This window comes from Pigmentiphaga litoralis, from assembly GCF_013408655.1.
Classification (GTDB): domain Bacteria; phylum Pseudomonadota; class Gammaproteobacteria; order Burkholderiales; family Burkholderiaceae_B; genus Pigmentiphaga; species Pigmentiphaga litoralis_A.
This window is the reverse complement of record NZ_JACCBP010000001.1, coordinates 2,319,661-2,343,038: the sequence shown is the minus strand read 5'-3', so window position 1 is coordinate 2,343,038 and position 23,378 is coordinate 2,319,661. Positions and strand designations below refer to the sequence as shown.

The 23,378-nt window shown below is 65.6% G+C and carries 16 protein-coding genes and 1 pseudogene; 10 read left to right on the top strand and 7 right to left on the bottom strand.

Features of this window, described 5'->3' with window-relative positions; translation table 11 throughout:
* Positions 1-70: 70 nt before the first annotated feature.
* Positions 71-2,227 (bottom strand): annotated as a pseudogene (locus HD883_RS10435) (cyanophycin synthetase); the annotation flags it as partial.
* 363 nt (positions 2,228-2,590) lie between these two features.
* On the opposite strand from HD883_RS10435, the gene HD883_RS10430 reads away from it, so the two are divergent.
* The 3 genes from HD883_RS10430 to HD883_RS10420 all read left to right on the top strand — a co-directional run bounded on the left by HD883_RS10430 (position 2,591) and on the right by HD883_RS10420 (position 6,458).
* Positions 2,591-4,840, top strand: a complete 2,250-nt coding sequence (locus HD883_RS10430) for a cyanophycin metabolism-associated ABC transporter (RefSeq protein ID WP_179585797.1) — start codon at positions 2,591-2,593, stop codon at positions 4,838-4,840.
* A 62-nt stretch (positions 4,841-4,902) separates the two neighbouring features.
* A complete protein-coding gene (locus HD883_RS10425) occupies positions 4,903-5,382 on the top strand; it encodes a cyanophycin metabolism-associated DUF1854 family protein (protein ID WP_179588621.1) in 480 nt (159 codons plus the stop codon).
* 95 nt (positions 5,383-5,477) lie between these two features.
* Positions 5,478-6,458: a Bug family tripartite tricarboxylate transporter substrate binding protein gene (locus HD883_RS10420; RefSeq protein ID WP_179585799.1), complete on the top strand. Its 981-nt coding sequence runs from the start codon at positions 5,478-5,480 to the stop codon at positions 6,456-6,458.
* Between the two features lie 101 nt (positions 6,459-6,559).
* Here the strand turns inward: HD883_RS10420 and HD883_RS10415 are convergent, their stop codons facing one another.
* From HD883_RS10415 to HD883_RS10395, 5 genes are all read right to left on the bottom strand, one after another.
* Complete coding sequence (locus HD883_RS10415; protein ID WP_179585801.1) at positions 6,560-7,432, bottom strand: class I SAM-dependent methyltransferase; 873 nt, start codon at positions 7,430-7,432, stop codon at positions 6,560-6,562.
* A gap of 112 nt (positions 7,433-7,544) precedes the next feature.
* Positions 7,545-9,218, bottom strand: coding sequence for an MFS transporter (locus tag HD883_RS10410; protein ID WP_373563343.1), 1,674 nt, complete (start codon positions 9,216-9,218; stop codon positions 7,545-7,547).
* Positions 9,219-9,366: 148 nt separating this feature from the next.
* Positions 9,367-10,752 (bottom strand): sensor histidine kinase, encoded by a 1,386-nt coding sequence (locus tag HD883_RS10405; protein WP_179588623.1) that lies wholly within the window; start codon positions 10,750-10,752, stop codon positions 9,367-9,369.
* A gap of 127 nt (positions 10,753-10,879) precedes the next feature.
* Positions 10,880-11,569: a response regulator transcription factor gene (locus HD883_RS10400; protein WP_179585803.1), complete on the bottom strand. Its 690-nt coding sequence runs from the start codon at positions 11,567-11,569 to the stop codon at positions 10,880-10,882.
* 60 nt (positions 11,570-11,629) lie between these two features.
* Entirely contained in the window at positions 11,630-12,622 is a 993-nt protein-coding gene (locus tag HD883_RS10395) for a Bug family tripartite tricarboxylate transporter substrate binding protein (RefSeq protein ID WP_179585804.1), read from the bottom strand.
* A gap of 138 nt (positions 12,623-12,760) precedes the next feature.
* Here HD883_RS10395 and HD883_RS10390 point away from each other — a divergent pair, with 138 nt between their 5' ends.
* From HD883_RS10390 to recX, 6 genes are all read left to right on the top strand, one after another.
* Positions 12,761-13,960, top strand: a complete 1,200-nt coding sequence (locus HD883_RS10390) for a CaiB/BaiF CoA transferase family protein (RefSeq protein WP_179585806.1) — start codon at positions 12,761-12,763, stop codon at positions 13,958-13,960.
* 11 nt (positions 13,961-13,971) lie between these two features.
* Positions 13,972-14,712 (top strand): GntR family transcriptional regulator, encoded by a 741-nt coding sequence (locus HD883_RS10385; RefSeq protein ID WP_179585808.1) that lies wholly within the window; start codon positions 13,972-13,974, stop codon positions 14,710-14,712.
* Between the two features lie 40 nt (positions 14,713-14,752).
* The gene (locus HD883_RS10380) at positions 14,753-15,694 is read left to right on the top strand and encodes an HpcH/HpaI aldolase/citrate lyase family protein (RefSeq protein WP_179585810.1); all 942 of its coding nucleotides are present in this window, start codon (positions 14,753-14,755) and stop codon (positions 15,692-15,694) included.
* A gap of 49 nt (positions 15,695-15,743) precedes the next feature.
* Positions 15,744-16,790, top strand: a complete 1,047-nt coding sequence (locus HD883_RS10375) for a MaoC/PaaZ C-terminal domain-containing protein (protein ID WP_179585812.1) — start codon at positions 15,744-15,746, stop codon at positions 16,788-16,790.
* A 328-nt stretch (positions 16,791-17,118) separates the two neighbouring features.
* Positions 17,119-18,216 (top strand): recombinase RecA, encoded by a 1,098-nt coding sequence (gene recA / locus HD883_RS10370; protein ID WP_179585814.1) that lies wholly within the window; start codon positions 17,119-17,121, stop codon positions 18,214-18,216.
* A gap of 277 nt (positions 18,217-18,493) precedes the next feature.
* A complete protein-coding gene (gene recX / locus HD883_RS27940; protein ID WP_373563342.1) occupies positions 18,494-19,666 on the top strand; it encodes a recombination regulator RecX in 1,173 nt (390 codons plus the stop codon).
* Between the two features lie 59 nt (positions 19,667-19,725).
* Here recX and HD883_RS10360 read toward each other — a convergent pair whose 3' ends face one another.
* Entirely contained in the window at positions 19,726-20,646 is a 921-nt protein-coding gene (locus HD883_RS10360) for a LysR family transcriptional regulator (RefSeq protein WP_179585816.1), read from the bottom strand.
* Between the two features lie 166 nt (positions 20,647-20,812).
* Between HD883_RS10360 and metE the strand changes: the two genes are divergently transcribed.
* Positions 20,813-23,152 carry a 5-methyltetrahydropteroyltriglutamate--homocysteine S-methyltransferase gene (gene metE / locus HD883_RS10355; protein ID WP_179585818.1) on the top strand — a complete coding sequence of 780 codons (2,340 nt, stop codon included), beginning with the start codon at positions 20,813-20,815 and terminating at the stop codon, positions 23,150-23,152.
* Positions 23,153-23,378 lie beyond the last annotated feature (226 nt).

Below are 23,378 nucleotides of genomic sequence, written 5' to 3'. Positions count from 1 at the left end.
CCGGCGTGGGCACTCGATGGGAAGAAGGCTAGGCGGCCAGCAGTTGCGCGTCGGTCGTGGTGCTGAGCGTGAAGCTTTCGATGCCGGCACGGATCGCCGGAATCGATACGCCCAGCGCCCAGGCGGCGGCCACGGCCGCCAGCACGTTGCCGGTCTGCTGCGCCGCGCCCCCGGCGGATCGTTCCTGCACGATGGCCGGCACGTCGGCCAGCGGCGTCAGCGCCAGCGATTCGCGACCGGTGGCAAGGACGACCTGGCCGTCTTCGACCACCACGGCGCGATGGCCTGCCGCGCGGTGCGTCGTGATCACGTCAAGATCGGCATTGGCGGCGAAGTAGATGACTTCGCCATCGCACAGCGGACCCATCTCGGCGATCAGCGGCTCGGCGGCGTTGAGCACGGCGCAGCCGCCTGGCAGCACCACATCGACCTGGGTGCGGAACACGGTGGCCAGTTGCTCGGGCGAGTCCATCGACAGGTCCGGCAAGGTCAGCGCCGGGTCCAGATGGGTGACGATGCCGACCTGGCACCGGTCATAGGCCAGGCCTTCGGTGAGGATGGCGCGCGCGCCGTTCTCGATGACCGCGGCATCGATGGCGCGGTTCACCAGAATGCGGCGGGCCGCCGTCCAGTGGGCGGCGTCGGCCGTCTCGACCTCGCGCCGGTCAAAAAACAGGCCCTGGCTGCAGGCCAGTCCGACGCGCGCACCCGACAGATGCAGCAGCCGCGCCACCATGCGGGCCACGGTGGTCTTGCCACGGGCGCCGGTCACGCCCACCAGCGGGATGCGTCCGGTGTCGCCCTCGGGCAGCAAGTGATCGATGATCGCCCGGCCAACAGGGCGGGGCGAACCTTCGGCGGGTTTCAGGTGCATCAGCAGACCGGGGCCGGCATTGACCTCGACCACGGCGCCGCCTTGTTCTGCCAGCGGACGCGAAATGTCGTCGGCCACCAGGTCGACGCCAGCGATGTCCAGACCCACCACACGCGCCGCCAGTTCGACATGCGCGGCCACGCTGGGGTGCACGATGTCGGTGACGTCGAACGCGACATTGCCATTGCGCTGGATCAGCACGTGGGTGCCGGCCGGCGGCACGGAATCGGCGTCAAAGCCCTGGCGCGCGACTTCCAGGCGCGCCGCCGAATCCAGGTGGACCAGGTTCAGCGGATGGTCTTCGGTGCGGCCCCGGCGGGGGTCGCTGTTCAACTGGCTCTGGATCAATTCCTTGACGGTGGATGTGCCGTCGCCGACCACCGACGCGGCCATGCCCCGCGCAGCCGCGACCAGCTTGCCGCCGACCACCAGCAGGCGGTGTTCGTTGCCGCTGATGAAGCGTTCCACGATCACGCCGCTGCCTTCGTCGTTGGCAATGCCATACGCGGTGGCGATCTCTTCACGGGTGCGCAGGTTGGTGAACACGCCGCGGCCATGGTTGCCATCGCAGGGCTTGACCACCACGGGCACGCCGATGCTTTCGGCTGCGTCCCAGGCGTCGTCGGCGCTGTCAACCGCGCGGCCTTGCGGCACCGGCACGCCGCAGGCTTCCAGCAGCGTCTTGGTCAGGTCCTTGTCGCGTGAGATGCCTTCGGCGATCGCACTGGTGCGGTCGGTTTCGGCGGTCCAGATGCGGCGCTGGCGCGCGCCGTAGCCGATCTGCACCAGGTTGTCTTCGCTGAGCCGGATGGTCGGAATGTCGCGGTCATCAGCGGCATCGACGATGCAGGCCGTGCTGGGGCCCAGGCAATGCCGGCCGATCAGGCGGCGCAGGTCAGAGACGGCGTCGTCCACATCGAAAGGTTCGTCCTGGATCGCCGCCATGACCAGGTCGCGCGCGGCGTACAGCGCCGCATGCGTGACCTTTTCGTGCCAGGCGCGCACGATCACGCGGTACACACCGCGGGTGGAGGTTTCGCGCGCCTTGCCGAAGCCGCCCGGCATGCCGGCCAGGTTCTGCAATTCCAGGGTGACGTGTTCCAGGATGTGGCCGGGCCACGTGCCTTCGCGCAGGCGCTGCAGGAAACCGCCGCGCTCGCCATAGCTGCATCGGTGTTCGATCAGGGAGGGCAGCCACGCCACGAGCCGTTCGTAGAAGCCGGGAATGAGGTTGGACGGGTAGTCCTCCAACTCGCCGATATCGACCCACGCCTCGAGTACCGGACGATAGGTCCAGATGTTCGGGCCGCGCAGGGTGAGCACATCGAGAAAATCAATGTGTTTGTCTTTCATGAAGGTCGTGGTGTCTCGAAGGGCGGAGGGAGCCGTGAGGAACGGCGAACGTCGGTTGCGCATCGTTATGGTTTGCCCGCCGGTCGCAACCGCCATGAGCAGGATACGCCAGCGGCGCGCGCCCCGATATCGGCTTTTGCGTGCAGCACCGCGAAATGTATGTGTTAAGTCTCCTGTAAGCAAGCTGTAAGTATTGGCGGGGCACAAGATAAGGGAATCCCCTAGGTGTGGCCGCGCAACGGCCCGTGTGGCGGCGTAAGCTTTCTCGCCGCTCCCTCTATACTCCGAGACATGCTGTAACAGTCGCCCGCCCGGGCCGCGCGCGACCCAGGCCCGACCCGCCCACCCCTGGCCCACGCTTTGATGACACCCGTTACCCCAACCGCCACTGCCCTGGCGGACGCCCCGGCATCCGTGCCTTCCGACCTGGCCGCCGTGCTCGGCGCCGACGAGCCCGTGCTCGCCAGCGTGTCGCTCGACCTGGATGACGCCCTGCGTTTCACGTTCGGCCAGCTGGTCCTGACGCCACGCCGCCTGATCGCGCAGCATGGCGGTGGCGCATGGCAATCCTGGCCCCTGGCCGATGGCACGCGCCTGCACCTGCATGACCACGCCGGGGTTGGCTGCCTGGCGCTCGACGCGCCCGATGCCCGGCTGGCCACCTGGCGCTATACCCTGGCCCAGCACGCCGATGCGGCGCGCCTGGCTGATGCCTTCGCCCGCGAACAGGCCATGCGCGCGGCCGGCGGCGTGCGCGCACCGCAACCCGATGCCGACGACACGCAGCGGGACTTTGGCGGCGACGTGGAACCCACCGAGGCCGACTCGGGCTGGGCGCTCATGCGCCTGGGCCGGTTCGCGCGGCCGTACCGCAGTCAGCTGATCATCGGCTTCATCCTGACGGTGCTGTCGACGGCTGCGACCCTGGTGCCGCCTTACCTGACCATGCCGCTGATGGACGAGGTGCTGATCCCGTTCCAGAACGGCGCGCCGATCGACATCACCAAGGCCACCTGGTACCTGAGCGGGCTGCTGGTGTCGGCGCTGCTGGCGTGGCTGCTGGGCTGGGGCCGCACGTATCTGCTGGCCTGGGTCAGCGAACGGATCGGCGCCGATCTGCGCACGACCACCTACGAACATTTGCAGCAGCTGTCGCTGGAATACTTTGGCGGCAAACGCACGGGCGACCTGATGGCGCGGATCGGGTCCGAAACCGACCGCATCTGCGTGTTCCTGTCCCTGCATCTGCTCGACTTCGCCACCGACGTGCTCATGATCATCATGACCGCGCTGATCCTGGTGTCGATCGACCCCTGGCTGGCCATGGTCACGCTGCTGCCCTTGCCGTTCATCGCCTGGATGATCCATGCGGTGCGCGACCGGCTCAAGCACGGCTTTGAAAAGGTGGACCGCATCTGGTCCGAAATCACCAATGTGCTGGCCGACACCATTCCTGGCATTCGTGTGGTCAAGGCGTTCGCGCAGGAAAAGCGCGAGGTCGCCCGCTTTCGCGAAGCCAACGACCACAACCTGGCCGTGAACGATCGCGTCAATACGATCTGGTCGCTGTTCTCGCCCACGGTCACCTTGCTGACCGAGATCGGTCTGCTGATCGTGTGGGGCTTTGGCATCTGGCTGATCGCCAATAAACAGATTTCAGTCGGTGTGCTGGCGGCCTTCCTGGCGTATATCAGCCGCTTCTATCTGCGGCTCGATTCCATGAGCCGCATCGTGTCGGTCACGCAAAAGGCCGCGGCGGGCGCCAAGCGCATCTTCGACATCCTGGACCGGGTATCCAGCGTGCCCGAACCCGCGCAGCCGGTGCCGCTGGGCCGCGTCGAAGGCCGCATCGACATTCGCCAGGCCGCGTTCCGGTATGGCAGCCGCAGCGTGCTGCGCGGCGTGTCGCTCACGATTGCGCCGGGCGAGATGATCGGCCTGGTCGGCCACAGCGGGTCGGGCAAGAGCACGCTGGTGAACCTGATCTGCCGCTTCTACGACGTCAGTGAAGGATCGATCAAGGTCGATGGCATCGACATCCGGTCGCTGGCCATTTCGGGCTACCGGCACAATATCGGCGTGGTGCTGCAGGAACCCTTCCTGTTCTTCGGCACCATTGCCGAGAACATTGCCTATGGCAAGCCGCAGGCCACCCGGGCCGAGATCATCGCGGCGGCGCGCGCGGCGCATGCGCATGAATTCATTCTGCGCCTGCCGCATGGGTATGACTCATTGGTGGGCGAACGTGGCCAGTCCCTGTCGGGGGGCGAGCGCCAACGCATTTCGATCGCCCGCGCCTTGCTGATCGACCCGCGCATTCTGATCCTGGACGAGGCCACGTCGTCGGTCGACACGGCCACCGAAAAGGAAATCCAGAAGGCGCTGGATAACCTGGTGCGCGGGCGGACCACGATTGCCGTGGCGCACCGGCTCAGCACCTTGCGGCGTGCCGACCGGCTGGTGGTGCTGGACAGGGGGCAGGTGGTGGAAGAGGGGCCGCACGACGTGCTGATGGCGCGACAGGGCGCCTACTTCCGGCTGTACCAGGCCCAGTCGCGGCCGGCGGATGGCGACGTGGTCGCGTGGAACAACAACGCGGACGAGACAGCATGAATCCGACCCCTTCGATGGCTCAAGACGCCGTGCCCGGATCCCTGGCCACCATCCGCGACGCCATGGCCCCGGCGGCGGTCGTGCCCGGTTCCCTGCAGCGGGACGCCTTCGGCCATCTGGTCTATACCGGCGCCGACGGCGTGGCGCACAACGGCGTCGTGCCGGTGCGCGCCTTTCCGATCGACGGCCGCCTGGAACACATCGCGCTGGTCGGCCGGGAAGGGCACGAACTGGCCTGGATCCCCCGGCTGGATGCGCTTGACGATGCCAGCCGCGCGCTGATCGCCGAAGAACTGGCGCGGCGGGAATTCATGCCGGTGGTTACTCGCATCATCAGCGTGTCGACGCTGGCCACGCCCAGCCGCTGGGCCATCGAGACCGATCGCGGTCCGACCGAACTGGTGCTGCGCAGCGAGCAGGATATCCGCCGGGTGTCGGGCAATACGCTGCTGATTGCCGACGGGCATGGGCTGTATTTCCTGATCCGGGACCTGACCCGGCTGGACCGCGGCAGCCGGCGGCTGCTGGACCGATTCCTGTAGGCCACGCGACAAGTGCGTGCGCTCACTGCACGCATCGGAATACCATATCGGCAGGTGGCCACGACGCCACCACGACAACGATATTGGAGACCGTCATGAAGCGTTCGATCCGCCTGCTCTTTTCCGCGTGTGTGTTTACCGCGACCGCCGCTGCCTCGGCCACGGCCATGGCCCAGGACTGGCCCAACCGTCCGGTCAAGCTGGTGGTGCCGTTTCCGGCGGGCGGGCCGACCGACATGATCGGCCGTGAAGTGGCCGAAGTGCTGCGGGCCGAATTCAAGCAACCGGTGATCGTCGAGAATCGCCCGGGCGGCAACGGCACCCTGGGCCTGGGTGTGCTGGCCAAGGCGCCGAACGATGGCTACACGCTGGGCCTGGTCGCGATTACCGTGGCCATTGCACCGCACCTGGGCAATGCAGGCTTTGATTCGTTCAAGGACTTCACGTACATCAGCAACGTGGCGTCGACCACGCCGGTGCTGGTGGCGGCCAAGGACGCGCCGTATTCCACCCTGTCCGAACTGGTGACCTACGCCAAGGCCAACCCCGGCAAGATCGCCTACGGCACACCCGGCGTGGGCACCATTCCCCATCTGGCCGTGGAACTGTTCCAGACGCAGGCCGCCGTGCAGTTCAATCACATCCCGTACAAGGGCGCGCAGCAGCAGATCCAGGACCTGATCGGCGGGTCGACCCAGCTCGACTCGCAAAGCTCGCTGGTGGTGGCGGGGCCGCAGATCAAGGCCGGGCGCATCAAGGCCATCGCGGTATTGTCCGAACAGCGGTCGCCCCAACTGCCCGAGACACCCACGGCCAAGGAATCGGGCTATCCCGGTCTGGTGGTGGCGCCGTGGTTTGGCATTGGCGGACCGGCAGGCCTGCCGCCCGAGGTGGTGCAGAAGGTGCACGCCGCCCTGGCCAAGGGCTTCCAGCGCAGCGACGTGCAAGAGAAGTTCACCGCCAACGGCAACGTGATCCACATCAGCCCGTCGCCAGCGGAATTCCGCCAATATGCGACGACCGAATTCGCGCGGTGGGGCAAGGTCATCAAGGACGGCGGCATCAAGGGTGAATAAAAGGGAGGGTCAGCGCGCGGACACGGTGGCGCCCTGACGACTTCGTGTCCTGACCGCGTCGTGCCCTGACCACGGCGCGTCCTGAACGCTTCACGCCCTGACTACTTGCCGCCCGCCGCCGGCTTCACGAACTTCAAGGTCATGCGATCCGACTCGCCGATTGCCGCATATTTCGCGCGGTCGCGATCGCCTTCCACGTACGACGGCGGCAGCGTCCACACGCCCTTCGGGTAGTCCTTGGTGTCGCGCGGGTTGGCGTTGATCTCGCTGCGGCCCGCCAGCTTGAAGCCGGCGGCCTGCGCGCGTTCGATCACATAGGCTTCGGTCACATAACCGGTCGCGATCATCTGGTCCACCGACGTGCCCGGCCGGGCGCGATGTTCCTCCACGCCCAGCACGCCCCCCGGCTTCAACACGTCGTAGAACGCCTTCAGGCTGTCGTCCAGGTGCCCGTCCTTGATCCAATTGTGGATGTTGCGGAAGGTCAGCACCATGTCCGCGCCGCCGGGTGGCTGGATGTCGGTAAAGCTGCGCACCGGCAGGTCTCCCACCATCACCTTGCCGTACAGCGTCGGGTTGGCGGCCAGCTTGGCCTCGTACCGCGCGCGGCCCTGCCGGCGGTAGTCGCTGCTGTCGGGGCCGGACGCCGCGTAGTGCGCGGCGTACAGCTTGCCGTGGTCGCGCAGGAAGGGCGCGAGGATATCGGTGTACCAGCCTGCGCCGGGCGCGATTTCGATTACGGTCTGGTCAGGCTGGATGCCAAAGAAGCGCAGCGTTTCCTTGGGGTGACGATAGGGGTCCCGGGCTTGATCCGCCGCCGTGCGGTGGGTGCCGGCAATCGCGCGGTCCAGTTGTGCGTCGGCAAAGTCGGCGGCGTGGATCGGGACGGCAGCGGCAGCCAACATGCCGCCGACCCAGGCAGTCAGCAATGCAGGGAAGGCACGATGCGCCAGGCGCGGCAGTGACGAGATCATGGCGCTCTCCATGAATGAGCCAGGGCAATGAAAAAGGGCTGGCATCGGATCGATGGCCAGCCCTTCGAGAGTACCCCGGCGTGGGCGCAATGCCCACGCCTGCGGGTGTCCGTCAGTCTTCCAGACGGTTATTTTTGGTTTCCTTGACGAACAGCGTGCCGATGATCAGCGTCATCACCGCGATGCCGATCGGGTACCACAGGCCGTAGTAGATGTTGCCCGTGGCCGCCACGATGGCGAACGATGTGGTCGGCAGGAAGCCCCCGAACCAGCCGTTGCCGATGTGGTACGGCAGGCTCATCGACGTATAGCGGATGCGGGTCGGGAACATTTCGACCAGCATGGCCGCGATCGGGCCGTACACCATCGTCACCAGGATCACCAGGAAGGTCAGCAGCACCACCACCATGACCTTGTTGATCTGCGCCGGATCCGCCTTGGCCGGATAGCCATGGCTGCGGATTTCGGACGTCAGCTGGGCCTTCAGGGCGTCACCCTTGGTCTTGAGGTCGGCGGCAGCCAGGCCATTGCCTTCGAACGACTGCACCACCGAATTGCCTATCTTGGCCGACGCCACCGTGCCTGCAGGTGCCGCTTCGTTGCTGTAGTTGACCGAGTTGCTGGCAAGGAAGGCCTTGAGCTGGTCGCACGAACTGGTGAACTTGCTGGTGCCCACCGGGTTGAACTGGAAGGAGCAGGTGGCGGGATCGGCCACGACCACCACGGGCGCATTGGCCTGGGCGGTTTCCAGCGCCGGGTTGGCATAGTGCGTGATGGCCTTGAACACCGGGAAGTAGGTGAGTGCGGCAATCAGGCAGCCCGCCATGATGATGGGCTTGCGGCCGATCTTGTCCGACAGCGTCCCGAAGATCACAAAGAACGGCGTGCCGATCAGCAGGCCCAGTGCGATCAGGATGTTGGCGGTGGTCCCGTCGACCTTCAGCGTCTGCGTCAGGAAGAACAGCGCGTAGAACTGACCCGTGTACCAGACCACGGCCTGCCCGGCGGTCAGGCCGAACAGGGCAAGCAGCACCAGCTTCAGGTTGCCCCAGCGCGCGAACGATTCTGTCAGCGGCGCCTTCGACGTCTTGCCTTCTTCCTTCATGCGCTTGAACGTGGGCGACTCATGCAGTTGCAGGCGGATCCACACCGAGACTGCCAGCAGCAGGATCGACAGCAGGAACGGAATGCGCCATCCCCAGGCAGCAAAGGCTTCTTCACCGACAACGGTGCGCACGCCCAGGATCACGATCAGCGACAGGAACAGGCCCAGCGTGGCCGTGGTCTGGATCCAGCTGGTGTACGCGCCGCGCTTGCCATGCGGCGCATGCTCGGCCACATAGGTCGCCGCGCCACCGTACTCGCCGCCCAGTGCCAGACCCTGAAGCAGCCGCAGGCAGATCAGGATGATTGGCGCCGCAATCCCGATGGACGCATAGGACGGCAGGATACCGACGATGAAGGTCGACACACCCATGATCAGGATCGTGACCAGGAAGGTGTACTTGCGGCCCACCAGGTCCCCCAGGCGGCCGAACACCAGCGCGCCGAATGGCCGCACCGCAAAGCCGGCCGCAAAGGCCATCAACGCAAAAATGAAGGCTGCGGTTTCATTCACACCTGAAAAGAACTGGCGCGCGATGATCGCCGCGAGCGAGCCGTACAGGTAGAAGTCATACCATTCGAAAACGGTGCCGAGGGAGGAAGCGAAGATGACTTTTCGCTCTTCGCTCGTCATGGGGCGTGCCGGGGCGTGCGGCACGCTGGCGGACGTCGTGGTGTTCATGGAAGGGTGTCTCCTCGGAATGCCTGCTGTGATAGTTGATGGATGCAGACTTGCCTGGTGATTTGTCAGGCTTGATTCAGATTAGAAACACTGGCTTACGCGGCGCTGACAGCTTCCTTACGGCGTGCTGAAAGTCTGAAGTAGATTCTTAGTTGATTTCAGGGTCACTTACCCCGGAACGCCCGAAGGCAGTGGCGATGCGGGTGCCGGGGCCCGCGCCGCTGCCGGGTTGGGAGTTTCCCGTAACCGTGATGGCGGCGCCGTGTTGCTGGGCGATTTCGCGCACGATGGCCAGTCCCAGGCCGCTGCCGTCGGTCGCCGTGCCAAGCACGCGATAGAAGCGGTCGAACACCATCTCGCGTTCCGCTTCCGGGATGCCGGGGCCCGAATCTTCGACCTCCAGAATCGCCTGGGTCGGCGTCACACGCACCCGGACCGTCACGGTCCCGCCTCGCGGCGTGTAGCGCAGGGCATTGTCGATCAGGTTGTTCAGCAGTTCGGCCAGCAGCAGGGCGTTGCCACGGATCCTGACAGGCCCGTCTTCGCCCTCCAGGCCCAGGTCGATGTCGCGCGCCATGGCTTCGTGCACCCAGTTCTGCGTCTGTTCCTGGGCAATGGCCTGCAGATCGATGTCGCTGTGCAGGTTCGACGGGTTGCGGGGATCTTCGGCGCGTGCCAGCGCCAGCAACTGATTGACCAGCCGCGTCGCCCGTTCGGCGCCCGAAATCAGCTGTCGCAGGCTGGCTTCCATGTCTTCCGGACTGGCATTGCGCAGCGCCAGTTCGGCCTGCGTGCGGATGCCGGCCAGCGGCGTCTTCATCTGGTGCGCCGCGTCGGCCACGAAGCGTTTCTGGGCTTCCACATTGGACGAAAGCCGCTGCAGCAGATCGTTCATGGCGGCCACCAGCGGCGCGATTTCCTGCGGGGCTTCGCGTTCGTTGATGGGGGACAGGTCATCCGGCCGCCGCGCCCGCAGCCGGGCCTGCAGCTTGTTCAGCGGCGCGATGCCGCGCGACAGGCCGAACCACACCAGCAGCACCGCCAGGGGCAGGATGACGAACTGCGGAATGATCACGCCCTTGATGATCTCGTTGGCCAGCTGCGACCGCTTTTCCAGCGTCTCGGCCACCTGGACCAGCGCCGGCTGGCCGTCCGCCAGGGTCGGCAGCGACACCCAGGTATAGGCCACCCGCACACTGAAGCCCCGCACCGTGTCGTCGCGATACTGCACGATCCCCGGCAGGGGCCGTTCAGCGCCCGGCGGCAGGGGCAGTTCGCGGTCGCCGCCCAGATACTCGCCGCGCGTGCCCAGCGCCTGGTAGAACACGGTGTCGGTCTCGTCGGCGCGCAGCATCTCGCGCGCGGGCACGGGCAGGGTCAGGCGCGCGCGGCCGTTCACTTCCTTGACCTGCTGGGCCAGCACCAGCACGCTGTTGGCCAGCCCCCGGTCGTACGGAACGACCGCGATCGACTGCGCCACCACATAGGTGATCGCGACCGACATGGGCCACAGCAGGAAGAGGGGGGCGAGCATCCAGTCCAGGATCTCGCCGAACAGGGATCGGGCTTGCGTTTCGGGCGGCGCAACGGCAGCCGGGTCCAGCCCTTCGGAATCGTCGTTCATGCGGGCGCGGTGCCGGCCGGAAGCACGCCGCGGCCCGTCAAGGCGCGCTGGCGGGTGCGCCGGCCTCGCGCTCCAGGCAATAGCCCAGGCCGCGCACCGTGGCGATCTTGACCTCGCCCACTTCCAGTTTCTTGCGCAGGCGGTGCACGTAGACCTCGATGGCGTTGGTGCTGACTTCTTCGCCCCACTCGCACAGGTGGTCCACCAGCTGCTTCTTGCTGACCATGCGTCCGCTGCGCGACAGCAGGACTTCAAGCAGGCTCACTTCCCGCGCCGACAGCTCGACGATCTGATCGTCGATCGTCACCACGCGCCCCACCTGGTCGAACGACAGCCGGCCATGCTTGAGCACCGCAGGCCCCCCGCCCGCGCCGCGGCGGGTCAGCGCGCGCACCCGCGCTTCCAGTTCGGACAGCGCAAAAGGCTTGGCCATGTAATCGTCGGCGCCCAGGTCCAGGCCCTTGACGCGCTGTTCGACACTGTCGGCCGCCGTCAGGATCAGCACCGGCATGTGCGAGTTGCGGGCCCGCAGCCGCCGCAGCACTTCGGTGCCGTTCAGCTTGGGCAGGCCGATGTCGAGGATGAGCAGATCAAAAGGCTGCGCCGCCAGCGCGGAGTCCGCCGACAGTCCGTCATGGACCGCGTCGACGGCATAACCGCTTTGGCGGAGCGAGCGGGACAGCCCATCCGCAAGGATGCTGTCGTCTTCGGCGATGAGGATGCGCATGCCCGGATTGTAATGCGGCCCGGGGCCTGCGTGAGCACGGGTGAGGCGGGATTTCGGCGTCTATTCGGTCTGGTACATGCCGATCTTGTGGGTCGCCTGGTTCCAGTAGTCGGTGTGTTCCTTCAGGAAGCCAGCGAACTCGGCGGCGCTGAGCGGCGGAACGGACTCGAGCCCCAGCTCGGCCATGCGGCCGTGGATTTCTGGCGACTTCATGGCAGCCAGCAGGTCGACGCGCACCTTGGCGACGATATCGGGATCCGTGGCGCGCGGGGCGAAGACGCCATACCAGGGCCGCTCGGGCAGGCCGGACACGCCTGCCGATGACGCGGTCGGAATGTCTGGCGCGATGGTGGACGGCACGTCGGAACTGGTGATCGCAATGGCGCGCACGCGTCCGCCTTTGACCTGCGGCAACGAACTGGGCATGGCGTCGATCATCAGCTGCGTGCTGCCGCCGATCAGGTCCGTGAACGCGGGTGCGCTGCCCTTGTAGGGCACATGGGTGATCTTGACCCCGGCGGTGCGCTTGAACACTTCCATGCTCAGGTGACTGGTCGATCCCGTGCCCGGCGATCCGTAGCTGTACTTGTCGGGATGCGCCTTCAGTTCGGTGATGACCTCCTGCAGATTCCTGGCGGGAAATTTGTCGGTCACCACCATGACCATGTCGGTCGCCGCCAGCAGCGCGACCGGGACAAAATCGCGGCCCACGTCGTACGGCAACTTCTTGTACAGGCTCGGGTTGATGACGATGGGCGAGTTGGACGTCAGCAGGATCGTGTAGCCGTCTGGTGCGCTGCGGGCCACGTCCTGCAGGGCAATGGCGCCGTTGGCGCCCGCGCGGTTTTCGACCACCACCGGTTGCCCCCATGCCTTGGTCAGCCGCTCGCCAATCGCGCGCGCCAGGATGTCCGATCCCTGGCCCGGCGCGAACGGGATCACGATGCGCACGGGTTTGGTCGGGAAGGGCGCGGATGACGCGTGCGCACTAACGCCGGTTAAGGCGGGCAGCACGGCGGCCAGCGCGAGCAGAGCGCTCAACAAGGGTTTCATGACGTCTCCTGCGGATTGGGTGTGGCCGGTCGGCCGCCCCTTTGCTTTGAATCCATTTTGATATATTGTTATATCAAATGCAATACCGGCTGGCCCGGTGGCATCCGCATCGTGCACCTTCAACCTGGCGTCGCCTTCATGTCCATCCTTTCCGGCTACAGAATCCTTTCGGTCGAACAGTACGGCGCTGCTCCGTTCGGCACGCAACTGCTCGCGTCGTTGGGTGCCGAGATCATCAAGATCGAACAGCCCGACATGGGTGGCGACGTGTCGCGGTATGTCGGTCCGCACTTTCGGGATGACCTGCCGGAAACGGCGCAAAGCCTGTTCTTCCAGAGCCTGAACGCGGGCAAGAAAAGCGTCACGCTCAATCTGAATCACGAAGAAGGGCAGCGCGTCTTCCACCGCCTGGTCGCCACCGCCGACGCCGTCATGCACAACCTGCGCGGCGACGTGCCCGCCAAGCTCGGGCTGACCTACGACCATCTCAAGCACATCAAGCCCGCGATTGTTTGCGGCCACATCTCGGCCTATGGCCGCGACAACGAACGCACCAGCTGGCCGGGCTACGACTATCTGATGCAGGCCGAAGCAGGCTATTTTTCGGTCACGGGCGAGCCCGATTCGCTGCCGGCCCGCATGGGGCTGTCCGTGGTCGACTACATGACCGGTCTGATGATGTCGCTGGGCCTGGTCAGCGGCATGCTGGAAGCCAGCCGCAGCGGTCAGGGATGCGATGTCGATACTTCCTTGTTCGACGTGGCGCTGTTCAACCTCAACTACGTGGCCGCCTGGTATCTGAACGCGGGCGAGCAGACCGAACGCCAGCCGCGCTCGGGGCATCCGGTGCTGACACCCTGTCAGCTGTACCGCACGCAAGACGGCTGGATCTACCTGATGTGCAACAAGGAAAAGTTCTGGCGCAACCTGTGCAAGACGATCGACCGGGAAGCCTGGATCACTGATCCGCGTTTCCTGACCTTTGCCGACCGCGCGCCCAACCGCGAACTGCTGGCCGGCATGCTGGACGAGGCGTTGAGCACACGCACCACGGAACAGTGGATCGCCATCTTTGGTGGTTCGGTGCCGGCGGCGCCGGTGTGGTCGGTCGGGCAGGCGCTGGACGCGCCGTTTGCCCGCAGCGGCTCGCGCATCGCCAGTGTCGACCTGCCCGGCGGCGGGGCGCTGCGCACCGTGGGTTCGCCGCTGCACACCTCGCGGCCGGCGGTGCCCGTGCGCGGCGCGCCCGCCCTGGGCGAAAACACCGGGGACATCCTTGCCGCCCTGGGAATCGACCGCGATGAGCAGGGTAGACTGAGAACCCTTGGCGTACTCTGAAGTGCAGAACGATGGCTCAACGCAATGCGGGCACGCAATACATGATGCTCGCGCAGACTCTCCTCAAGCAGATACGCGGCGGACAGTATCCGGCCGGGGCGCTCCTGCCGACCGAAAGCGCGCTGTGCCAGCAATTCGGCGTCAGCCGCATCACCGTGCGCGGCGCGCTGCGCGAACTGGAAACCCAGGGCATCGTCAGCCGCAAGGCGGGGGTGGGTACCCGCGTCGAGTCGGCGTCGCCGGGCAGCACCTTCGTGCATGTCGGCAATACGGTGGACGAAATCCTGCGCTTTACCAAGGGCTTTCGCTTCCAGACGCTGACCGTGAACGACGTGGTGTTCGACGCCGCCCAGGCGCGCACCCTGCAGGCCGAGCCTGGCCAGGCCTTCACCCGGGTGACCGGCGTGCGGCGCGCGCAGGACGGCGCTCCGCCCGTGGTTTACAGCGAGCATCACATTCCCACCATGTACGCCGGGCCGGCGGATCGGCTCGACGGCTACAGCGCGTCGATTGCCGAACTGCTGGCCGACGAACGGGGCGACCGGGTCACCGAAATCCGGCAATCGATCGACGCCGTGCGCCTGACGCGCGCGCAGGCCAGATTGCTCGAGACCCCCGCGTCGTCTCCTACCTTGCGCACCCGCACCTGGTACTACGGCACGCAAAAAAACCTCATCGTCGCTTCCATCGGGCTGTTTCCCGAAGGGCGGCATCTGTTCACCACGGTGATGCGGCGCGAGCCGGCGGGCTGATCGTCCCGCGCGGGCCGCTTCCCGATCCGGGAGTGCTCGCGTGACCCCTGCTGTCGTTCCTTCCACTTACCTGTTCTGCCCCGGCAACCGGCCCGACCGGTACGACAAGGCGCTGCGCAGCGGCGCGCCCGGCATCATCATCGACCTTGAAGACGCGGTGCCCGAGGCCGACAAGGCGTCGGCTCGGCGCGATGCGTTTGCGTGGCTGGCGGGGCTGGGTGGCGTCGAGGCGTTGCGCGGCTCGGCGGGGGCATCGACGGCGTCGTCCGCAGACGATTCGTCTGATGTTCCGGGCTCCGACCCTGTTGGATCCACCAGGTCGACCCGTCCGGTTGTTGCGCTCCGAATCAGTTCGCCAACGACACCCGCCGGGCTCGAAGATCTCTACGCCTTTGTCCATGCCGCGCCCATGCCGGCCTTGCACACGATCGTCCTGCCCAAGGTGGCCGATGGGACCGAGGTGCGCCTGCTGGCGTCGCAACTGCTGCGGGCTGCCCCGGCGCTGCGCCTGATGCCGCTGATCGAAACGCCGGAAGGCGTGCGGGCGGTGGCCGGGATTGCCCGGTCCCACCCGTCGGTGTCGTGCATCGGCTTTGGCGCGGCGGATTACTGCGTGGAAGCCGGCATTGCGTTTGCCTGGGAAGCGCTGTCGCACGTCCGATCCCGCCTGGCCTTTGACTGTGCCGGGACCGGTGTCGGACTGCTGGACGTGCCCTTCCTGGACCTGGCCGACGACGCCGGATTGCGGCAGGAATGCGGCCGCGTCAAGGCACTGGGCTTCATTGGCAAGCTGGCCATCCATCCGGCCCAGGTCGCCTCCATCCTGCAAAGTTTCGCGCCAAGCCCGGCCGAAGCCGCCTGGGCTGGCAGGGTGGTGGCCGGGTTCGAGGCAGCGGGCCGAAGGGCCTGCACGGTCGACGGCAAGATGGTCGACGAACCCGTCTATCTGCAAGCGCTACGCATCACGCAGCGCGCCGTCTGACCGCGGCTTGTCCGCCTTCTTTCTTGACTTCGCCCGGATGGATTCCACCATGCACACCTCCTACTATCGCGTCGACGATCACACGTACTTTGAACGTTTCGGCCTGGGCTACGACCACCTGAGCGTGGGCCAAAAGTTCATTCACCGCCCCGGCATCACGTTTTCGCAGCAGGACAACGTGAATGAGGCTCTGGATTCGGTCAACTCGGCCATGGTGCATTTCGACCAGTGTTTTGCCGAGCACACCAGCTGGCGCAAGAACATCATGGTCAGCACGCTGACCCTTCAGCGGCTGATCGGCATGACGACCAAGACATTCGGCAGGCGGCGCCGGATTGTGGCCATGTCCAGCATTGCGCTGACCAAGGCCATGTTCGCGGGCGATACCTTGTATGTCGAAAGCGAAGTGGTGGGCGTCGAGGACATCGACGGCGACCTGGGCAGGGTGGTGCTGCGCACCGAAGGATTCAACCAGCATGGCGAAAAAGTCGCGACGCTGGACTACACGATCGAGCTGTGGCGGTCGGCCGCCGGTCCGGATCGCGAACAGTGCCCCGACCGTCCCGCGCTGGAAAGCCGGTTCGCGTCGCACCTGCAACGGCCGGATGGGGCCTGGTTGGAGCAGGTCGGCATCTTTTTCGAGGACCTGCGCGTCGGCGAGACCTTCATCCATTCGCCCCGCCGCACCATCCTGGCCGAAGAGGCCGTGCTGCACGCGTTGCGATCGCTGGACTGGAATCCGCAGACCCATGATGCCGAATATGCCAGGTCGGCAGGGCTGGCCGGGCCTGTCGTGATCCAGACCTGGGGTATCGGCATTGCCGTGGCGCTTTCGACCCGGACGTTCGGGCGGGTGACCGTCAACCTGGGGTGGAGTGACGTCAAGTTCGGTGTTGACCTGATGGCGGGCGATACGATCGAAGCCCGTTCCACCGTGCTCGATACCCGTCTGTCCAAATCCCGTCCCGACGAAGGCGTGGTGACGGTGCTGACCGAAGTGCACAACCAGCGCGGGGAATTCGTCAATTCCTACCAGCGCGTGCTGATGGTCTACCGGCGGTCCGCCCCGAATCCGTACGGCGATGCGGGCTACTGAGTCCCCTTGCAAAAAATACTGTAAATAAACACAGTTATTTTGCCGTTTGCCCCTTGCGTGAGCGGGCGGTGGCCGCACATTCCTTTGACGGCGGCACAATGGCTTCAGGCCGATGCCGCCACAGGCAGTGTGAGGACGACGACCGGCAAACGCGCCATGACGCGGCAGCCGGCCGGCGCAGCAGGGGAGAGGGTCGCGCGTGCACCAGATGTTGCGCGAAATCCATGCTTTTGGACCTTTTTGTCCGAAGGACCTTGCGGTCACATACTGTTTTTTTATACAGTATCAGGCGATGCAATAATCCGCCCATTCCACAAGGGACTCAAAAATGGACGACACCAAAGTTTCCAAAGCCGCAGCAGCCGCTGCCGCCAATGCCCAGGCCGAGCGCAGCAAGGCGCTGGCCGCTGCCTTGTCGCAGATCGACAAGCAGTTCGGCAAAGGCTCGGTCATGCGCTACGGCGACAACCAGGTCGAGCACGACATCCAGATCGTCTCCACCGGTTCGCTCGGATTGGATATCGCACTTGGCGTCGGTGGGTTGCCACGGGGGCGGGTGATCGAGATCTACGGTCCGGAATCGTCGGGCAAGACCACGCTCACGCTGCAGGTCGTGGCCGAAATGCAAAAGCTGGGCGGCACGTGCGCATTCATCGACGCGGAACACGCGCTCGACGTGCAATACGCGTCCAAGCTGGGCGTGAACCTGACCGACCTGCTGATCTCGCAACCTGACACGGGTGAACAGGCGCTGGAAATCACCGACGCCCTGGTGCGCTCGGGATCGGTCGACCTGATCGTCATCGACTCGGTCGCGGCGCTGGTGCCGAAGGCTGAAATCGAAGGCGAAATGGGCGACTCGCTGCCGGGCCTGCAAGCCCGTCTGATGAGCCAGGCGCTGCGCAAGCTGACCGCCTCGATCAAGCGGACCAACTGCATGGTCATCTTCATCAACCAGATCCGGATGAAGATCGGTGTCATGTTCGGCAACCCCGAAACCACCACTGGCGGTAACGCGCTCAAGTTCTACGCGTCGGTCCGTCTCGACATTCGTCGTACCGGCTCGATCAAGAAGGGCGACGAAGTGGTCGGCAACGAAACCCGCGTCAAGGTCGTCAAGAACAAGATCGCGCCTCCGTTCAAGAGCGCAGAATTCGACATCATGTACGGTGCCGGCATCTCGCGCGAAGGTGAAATCATCGACCTGGGCGTATCGGCCAACATCGTCGAAAAGTCGGGCTCGTGGTTCAGCTATAACGGCGAACGTATCGGCCAGGGCAAGGACAATGCCCGCGAGTTCCTGAAAGAGCGTCCCGCACTGGCACGCGAAATCGAGAACCGTGTGCGTGAAGGCCTCGGCGTTGCCGCACTTGCCGAAGGTGTAGCCGCTCCCGCTACTGCTGCAGCAGGCGGTGACGACGAGTAATCGTTTCGGCAACGGCCGCTCCAGCTTCGGCCGCCCCGGCGGGCGATCGAAGGGCGGCCGGGCCGATGGCGACGGGGACTCGGCTGAAGAGAGCCGCCCCGTCAAACGCGTGCCGCCCCGGCGACAGGCGGCTGATGCGGCGGTTGATGCGGGTGCTATTTCAGTAGCCGATGGTGCTGCTGCGGCTGCCGATGCTGATACCGCTGCGGACTTGCCGTCGGGCACCCCGCAAGCGGGTGCAAGGCCGGCAGCCGTATCTGTTGCGCCGGCAAGCCCAGTGGTCCCCGTTGCTTCCGCTTCTGAAGATGAAGTGGACGGCGAATATTCCCGCACGTCTACAGAGCGGGCCAGACGGGCCGAAGCCCAGCAAGACACCTTTTCCCGATCGTCCGACGATCGCGCCGCGCGCAAGTCGCGGGGCAGCAGTTTCGGATCGGGCGCCAAGTCCAGCTTTCGATCCGGCAGCGGATCGTCGCTGTCTTCGTCTTCCTCTTCCTCCTCTTCTTCCTCCGAATTCACCCGCTCGTCCGAGACGCGCGCGGCAGGCAAGTCGTTCGGCAAGCCGGCCAAGTCGCGTCGTGGCGGTGTTGCGCCCGCGCCGGTGGTTGACGAAGACGGCTACACCCGTTCGTCCAGCCGATATGCGTCGGCCGCCAAGCCTGCCGCCGCGCCGGCCGCGCCGGCCGCGCCGGCTGCGCCGGCACAAACCTCGCAAGACGCTTCTGACGCCCAGGCCGATGCCGACGCCTTCAGCAACGTGCCGGTTGTCCGCGCATCGTCGTTGCTTGCGCCTAGCCATGTGGCACGCAGCGTCGCGCCTGCGTCTGCCCCTCCCGCCTCGCCCCTGACCGGCAAGATCGGCTTCGTTGCCGACCTGTCCGACACCTTCGACAACGACGCCTTCGACCTGGAAGACGACGATGACGAGCCATTCGTTGCCCCCAGCTCCAACGTGCCGCCGCCGGGCAGCCCCCAGACCGTCCAGCCCGTCAAAAGAAAAGGCCCTTCCCTGAAAGCGCGCGCAGTCGACCTGCTATCGCGCCGCGAACACAGCGAACAGGAAATGCGCCGCAAGCTGGCCCGCCATGCCGAAGACCCGGCCGAGATCGATCCGGTCATCGCCAGCCTGAAGAAAGAAGGGTGGCTGTCGGCCGAGCGTTTCACTCAAAGCCTGGTCCATCGGCGCGCCCCCGGTCGCGGCATGTCGCGCGTGGTACAGGAACTGCGCCAGCACGGCGTCGATCCCGACCAGATCGCCGAGGTCAAGGAGTCGCTGCAGGCCACCGAACTCGACCGCGCCCGCGACGTCTGGGAACGCCGCTACGGCACCCCGCCCGCAGACGCCAACGTCCGCGCAAAACAGACCCGCTTCCTGATGTCGCGCGGCTTTTCGTACGACGTGATCAAACGCGTGTTGGCCGGTGCAGGCGATTCGTCAGACGACGAGTGACGTGTCGAATGACAAGGCCACCCCGGTAACGTGACCCCCGGGATCGGCCCGCATCACCCTCAGCTCTTCGGCGCCTTGATCCCCAGCAGGTTCTTGAAGCTCAGTTCCTTCGCCACCGCCAGAAAATCCTGAATGTAGGGCGCTTGTTCGTCTTCGATCCGCACGCCCGCGTACAGCGTGCGCCACACGCCGGTTTCACCCAGCCGGCAGCTGTGCACCATCCCCAAATCCAGATACTCCGTCAGCGCCCAGTTCGGGATGGCGGTGACGCCGCGGCCGCTCGCCACAAGCTGCACGATCATGGGTGTGAGTTCGGCGGTGCGGGTTTCGGCGGGTTCGACGTCGGCGGGGTCCAGGAACGCGGTGTAGATGTCGAGGCGGTCGCGGTCGACAGGGTAGGTAATCAGGGTCTGCTCGGCGACTTGGGCAGGCGTGACGAATTTGGCGTCGGCCAGCGGACTTTTGCGGGAGACGGCCAGGACCAGTTCATAGCGGAACAGCGGGACATAGCTGATCGATTCGGACCGGATGGGGTCGGACGTGATGACCAGGTCCAGGTCGCCGCGCGTCAGGGCGGGCAGGGGGGCGAAGGAGAACGCGGCGGACAGGTCCAGCACGACGTCGGGCCATTGTTCGCGAAAGACGTCCAGCGTGGGCATCAGCCACTGAAAGCAGGAATGGCATTCGATGGCCATGTGCAGGCGGCCGGTGCGCCCGGCGGCGAGGCGTTTCAGTTCACGTTCGGCCGTGCGCATGCGGGGCAGCACGTCGTCGGCGAGCGCGAGCATGCGCAGCCCGGCCGTGGTGAATCGCAGCGGGCGGGTGCGCCGGTTGAGCAGCTGGGTGCCCAGCCGGTCTTCCAGTTCGCGAAGCTGGTGGGACAGCGCGGACTGCGTGACGTGCAGGCGTTCGGACGCTTCGACCATGCTTCCGCCTTCACGGATGGCGGTCAGCGTTTCAAGGTGGCGGATATCTATCATGGCGGCATGCTACCCGAAATTCGCCGCGACTTGAATATTTCTCATGCTGCGTATGCGAAAGTTGATTTTGACTCAACACCGGTTGCCGGGAGAATGCCGTGCATGGTGCTTGTGCCGCAGTCACTGCTGCCCACGCGCTGCCGCCCACCCGTCTTCAGGATCCGTCATGCCCCAGCTTCACACTCTTGGTTTTCCTCGTATCGGCGTCCGCCGCGAACTCAAGCACGCCCTTGAACGCTATTGGGCGGGTACGGCCAACCGCGAAGAACTCGACGCCACCGGCCGCGAATTGCGCGCCCGCCACTGGGCGGTGCAAGCCGAGGCCGGCGTGACGCTGGTGCCGGTGGGCGACTTTGCCTGGTATGACCACGTGCTGGAGTGGACGTGCACCCTGGGCGCCGTGCCGGCACGGTTCGAGCAGCCGGCCGACCAACCCGGGGAACTGGACACCTTGTTTCGCATGGCGCGGGGCCGCGCGCCAACCGGCGCGCCCGCCGCCGCCTGCGAAATGACCAAGTGGTTCGATACCAACTACCACTATCTGGTGCCAGAAATCTGGCCCGGCCAGACCTTCCGCATTGCCCGCAACAGCCTGTTCGACCAGGTGGCCGAAGCGCGTGAACTGGGCGTGAATGCGAAGCCGGTGATCCCCGGTCCGTTGACCTGGTTGTGGCTGGCGAAGGGCGACGCCTACGACGGCGCCGATGACATTGCCAAGCTGGACCTGTTGCCCAACCTGCTGCCGGTATACGAAGCCGTGCTGAAGCGGCTGGCGGAGCAGGGCGTGGAGTGGGTTCAGATCGACGATCCGATCCTGGTCCTGGATCTGCCGCAAGCCTGGCGCGATGCGTTCGCGTCGGTCTACGCGACCCTGAAGGCCGCACCGGTCAAGCTGCTGCTGGCGACCTACTTTGGCGCCCTGGGCGACAACCTGGATACCGCGCTGTCCTTGCCGGTGGCGGGCCTGCATATCGACCTGGTGCGTGCCCCCGAACAGCTGGCTCCGGTGGTGGCCGCCTTGCGCGCCGACCAGGTGCTGTCTGCCGGCATCATCGATGGCCGCAACATCTGGCGCACGGATCTGGATGCGGCACGCGACCGCCTGGCCCCGGTGGCCGAGGCCCTGGGCAGCCGTCTGTGGCTGGCGCCCTCGTGCTCGCTGCTGCATGTGCCCGTGGATTTGGCCGCCGAACAGCAGCTGGACGACGAACTGCGCAGCTGGCTGAGCTTCGCCCACCAGAAACTGGAGGAACTTGCGCTGCTGGGCCAGGCGCTGAACCACGCACCCGGCCACGCAGGCACGCCATCCCAACAGCCATCCCAACAGCCATCCCTAGCGGCCACGCATGCCGCCTGGGCGGCTCAACGCGCCGCCTGCCAGACGCGCCGTACGTCCCCGCGCATCCACAACCGCGCGCTGCAAGCCCGATTGACCGACGCGCTGGCCATCGACCGCGCCCGCGCGCCGTTCAAGGATCGCATCGCGTCCCAGCAGGCCTGGCTCAAGCTGCCCGCATTCCCGACCACCACCATCGGTTCGTTCCCGCAGACCAAGGACATCCGCGGCCTGCGCCGGGACTGGAAAGAAGGCGCGATTGGCGACGCGGTGTACGAAGCGGCCATCCGCAAGGAAATTGCCGGCAGCATTGCCTTCCAGGAACGTATCGGCCTGGACGTGCTGGTGCATGGCGAAGCCGAACGCAACGACATGGTCGAGTACTTTGGGGAACTGCTGGCAGGCTTCGCCTTTACGCAGAATGGCTGGGTGCAGAGCTACGGGTCGCGCTGCGTCAAGCCGCCGGTAATCTTCGGTGACGTGTCCCGCCCGGCGGCGATGACCGTGGGTTGGACCACCTACGCGCAGTCCCTGACGGATAAACCGGTAAAGGGCATGTTGACCGGCCCGGTGACCATCCTGCAGTGGTCGTTCGTGCGGGACGATCAGCCGCGCCAGCAGACGTGCGAGCAGCTTGCCCTGGCCCTGCGCGACGAAGTCCTGGACCTGGAACAGGCCGGCATCCGCGTGATCCAGATCGACGAACCGGCCTTCCGCGAAGGGCTGCCGCTGCGCCGGTCGCAGTGGGCGCACTATCTGCACTGGGCGGTCGATTGCTTCCGCCTGAGCACGGCGGGTGTCGGCGACACCACGCAGATCCATACCCATATGTGCTATTCGGAATTCAACGACATCATCGAGGCGATCGCGGCCATGGATGCCGACGTGATCACGATCGAAACGTCGCGCTCCAACATGGAGCTGCTCAAGGCGTTCGAGGATTTCAGCTATCCGAACGATATCGGCCCGGGGGTGTACGACATACACTCGCCCAATGTGCCGGAGGTGGACTGGATGGTTCAGCTGATGGAAAAGGCGGCAAAGCGCCTTCCGCGCGAGCGTCTATGGGTAAACCCTGACTGCGGTTTGAAGACGCGCGGATGGCCGGAAACCGAGGCTGCACTGGCGAAAATGGTCGATGCAGCGCGGTTTTTGCGGTCCGCGGCCTGACATACTGCCCGTCCCGGGCGTGCGCTATACTTCACGGGTTTTGTTGCTCCGGCACCGCAACCAGGGTTCTCCCTGTGGTCAGCGCGTACGGTCGGCAACCAACCGGGTAGTTGTAACGCATGCCTTTATTTGCTGAATCTGCAGTCTCGAACGTCCGAACGCTCCTGCTCCATTTGCGCGCAGGAGCGTTTGCGTATGCGCCCGAAGTGTGAGCGCCGTGGCCGGT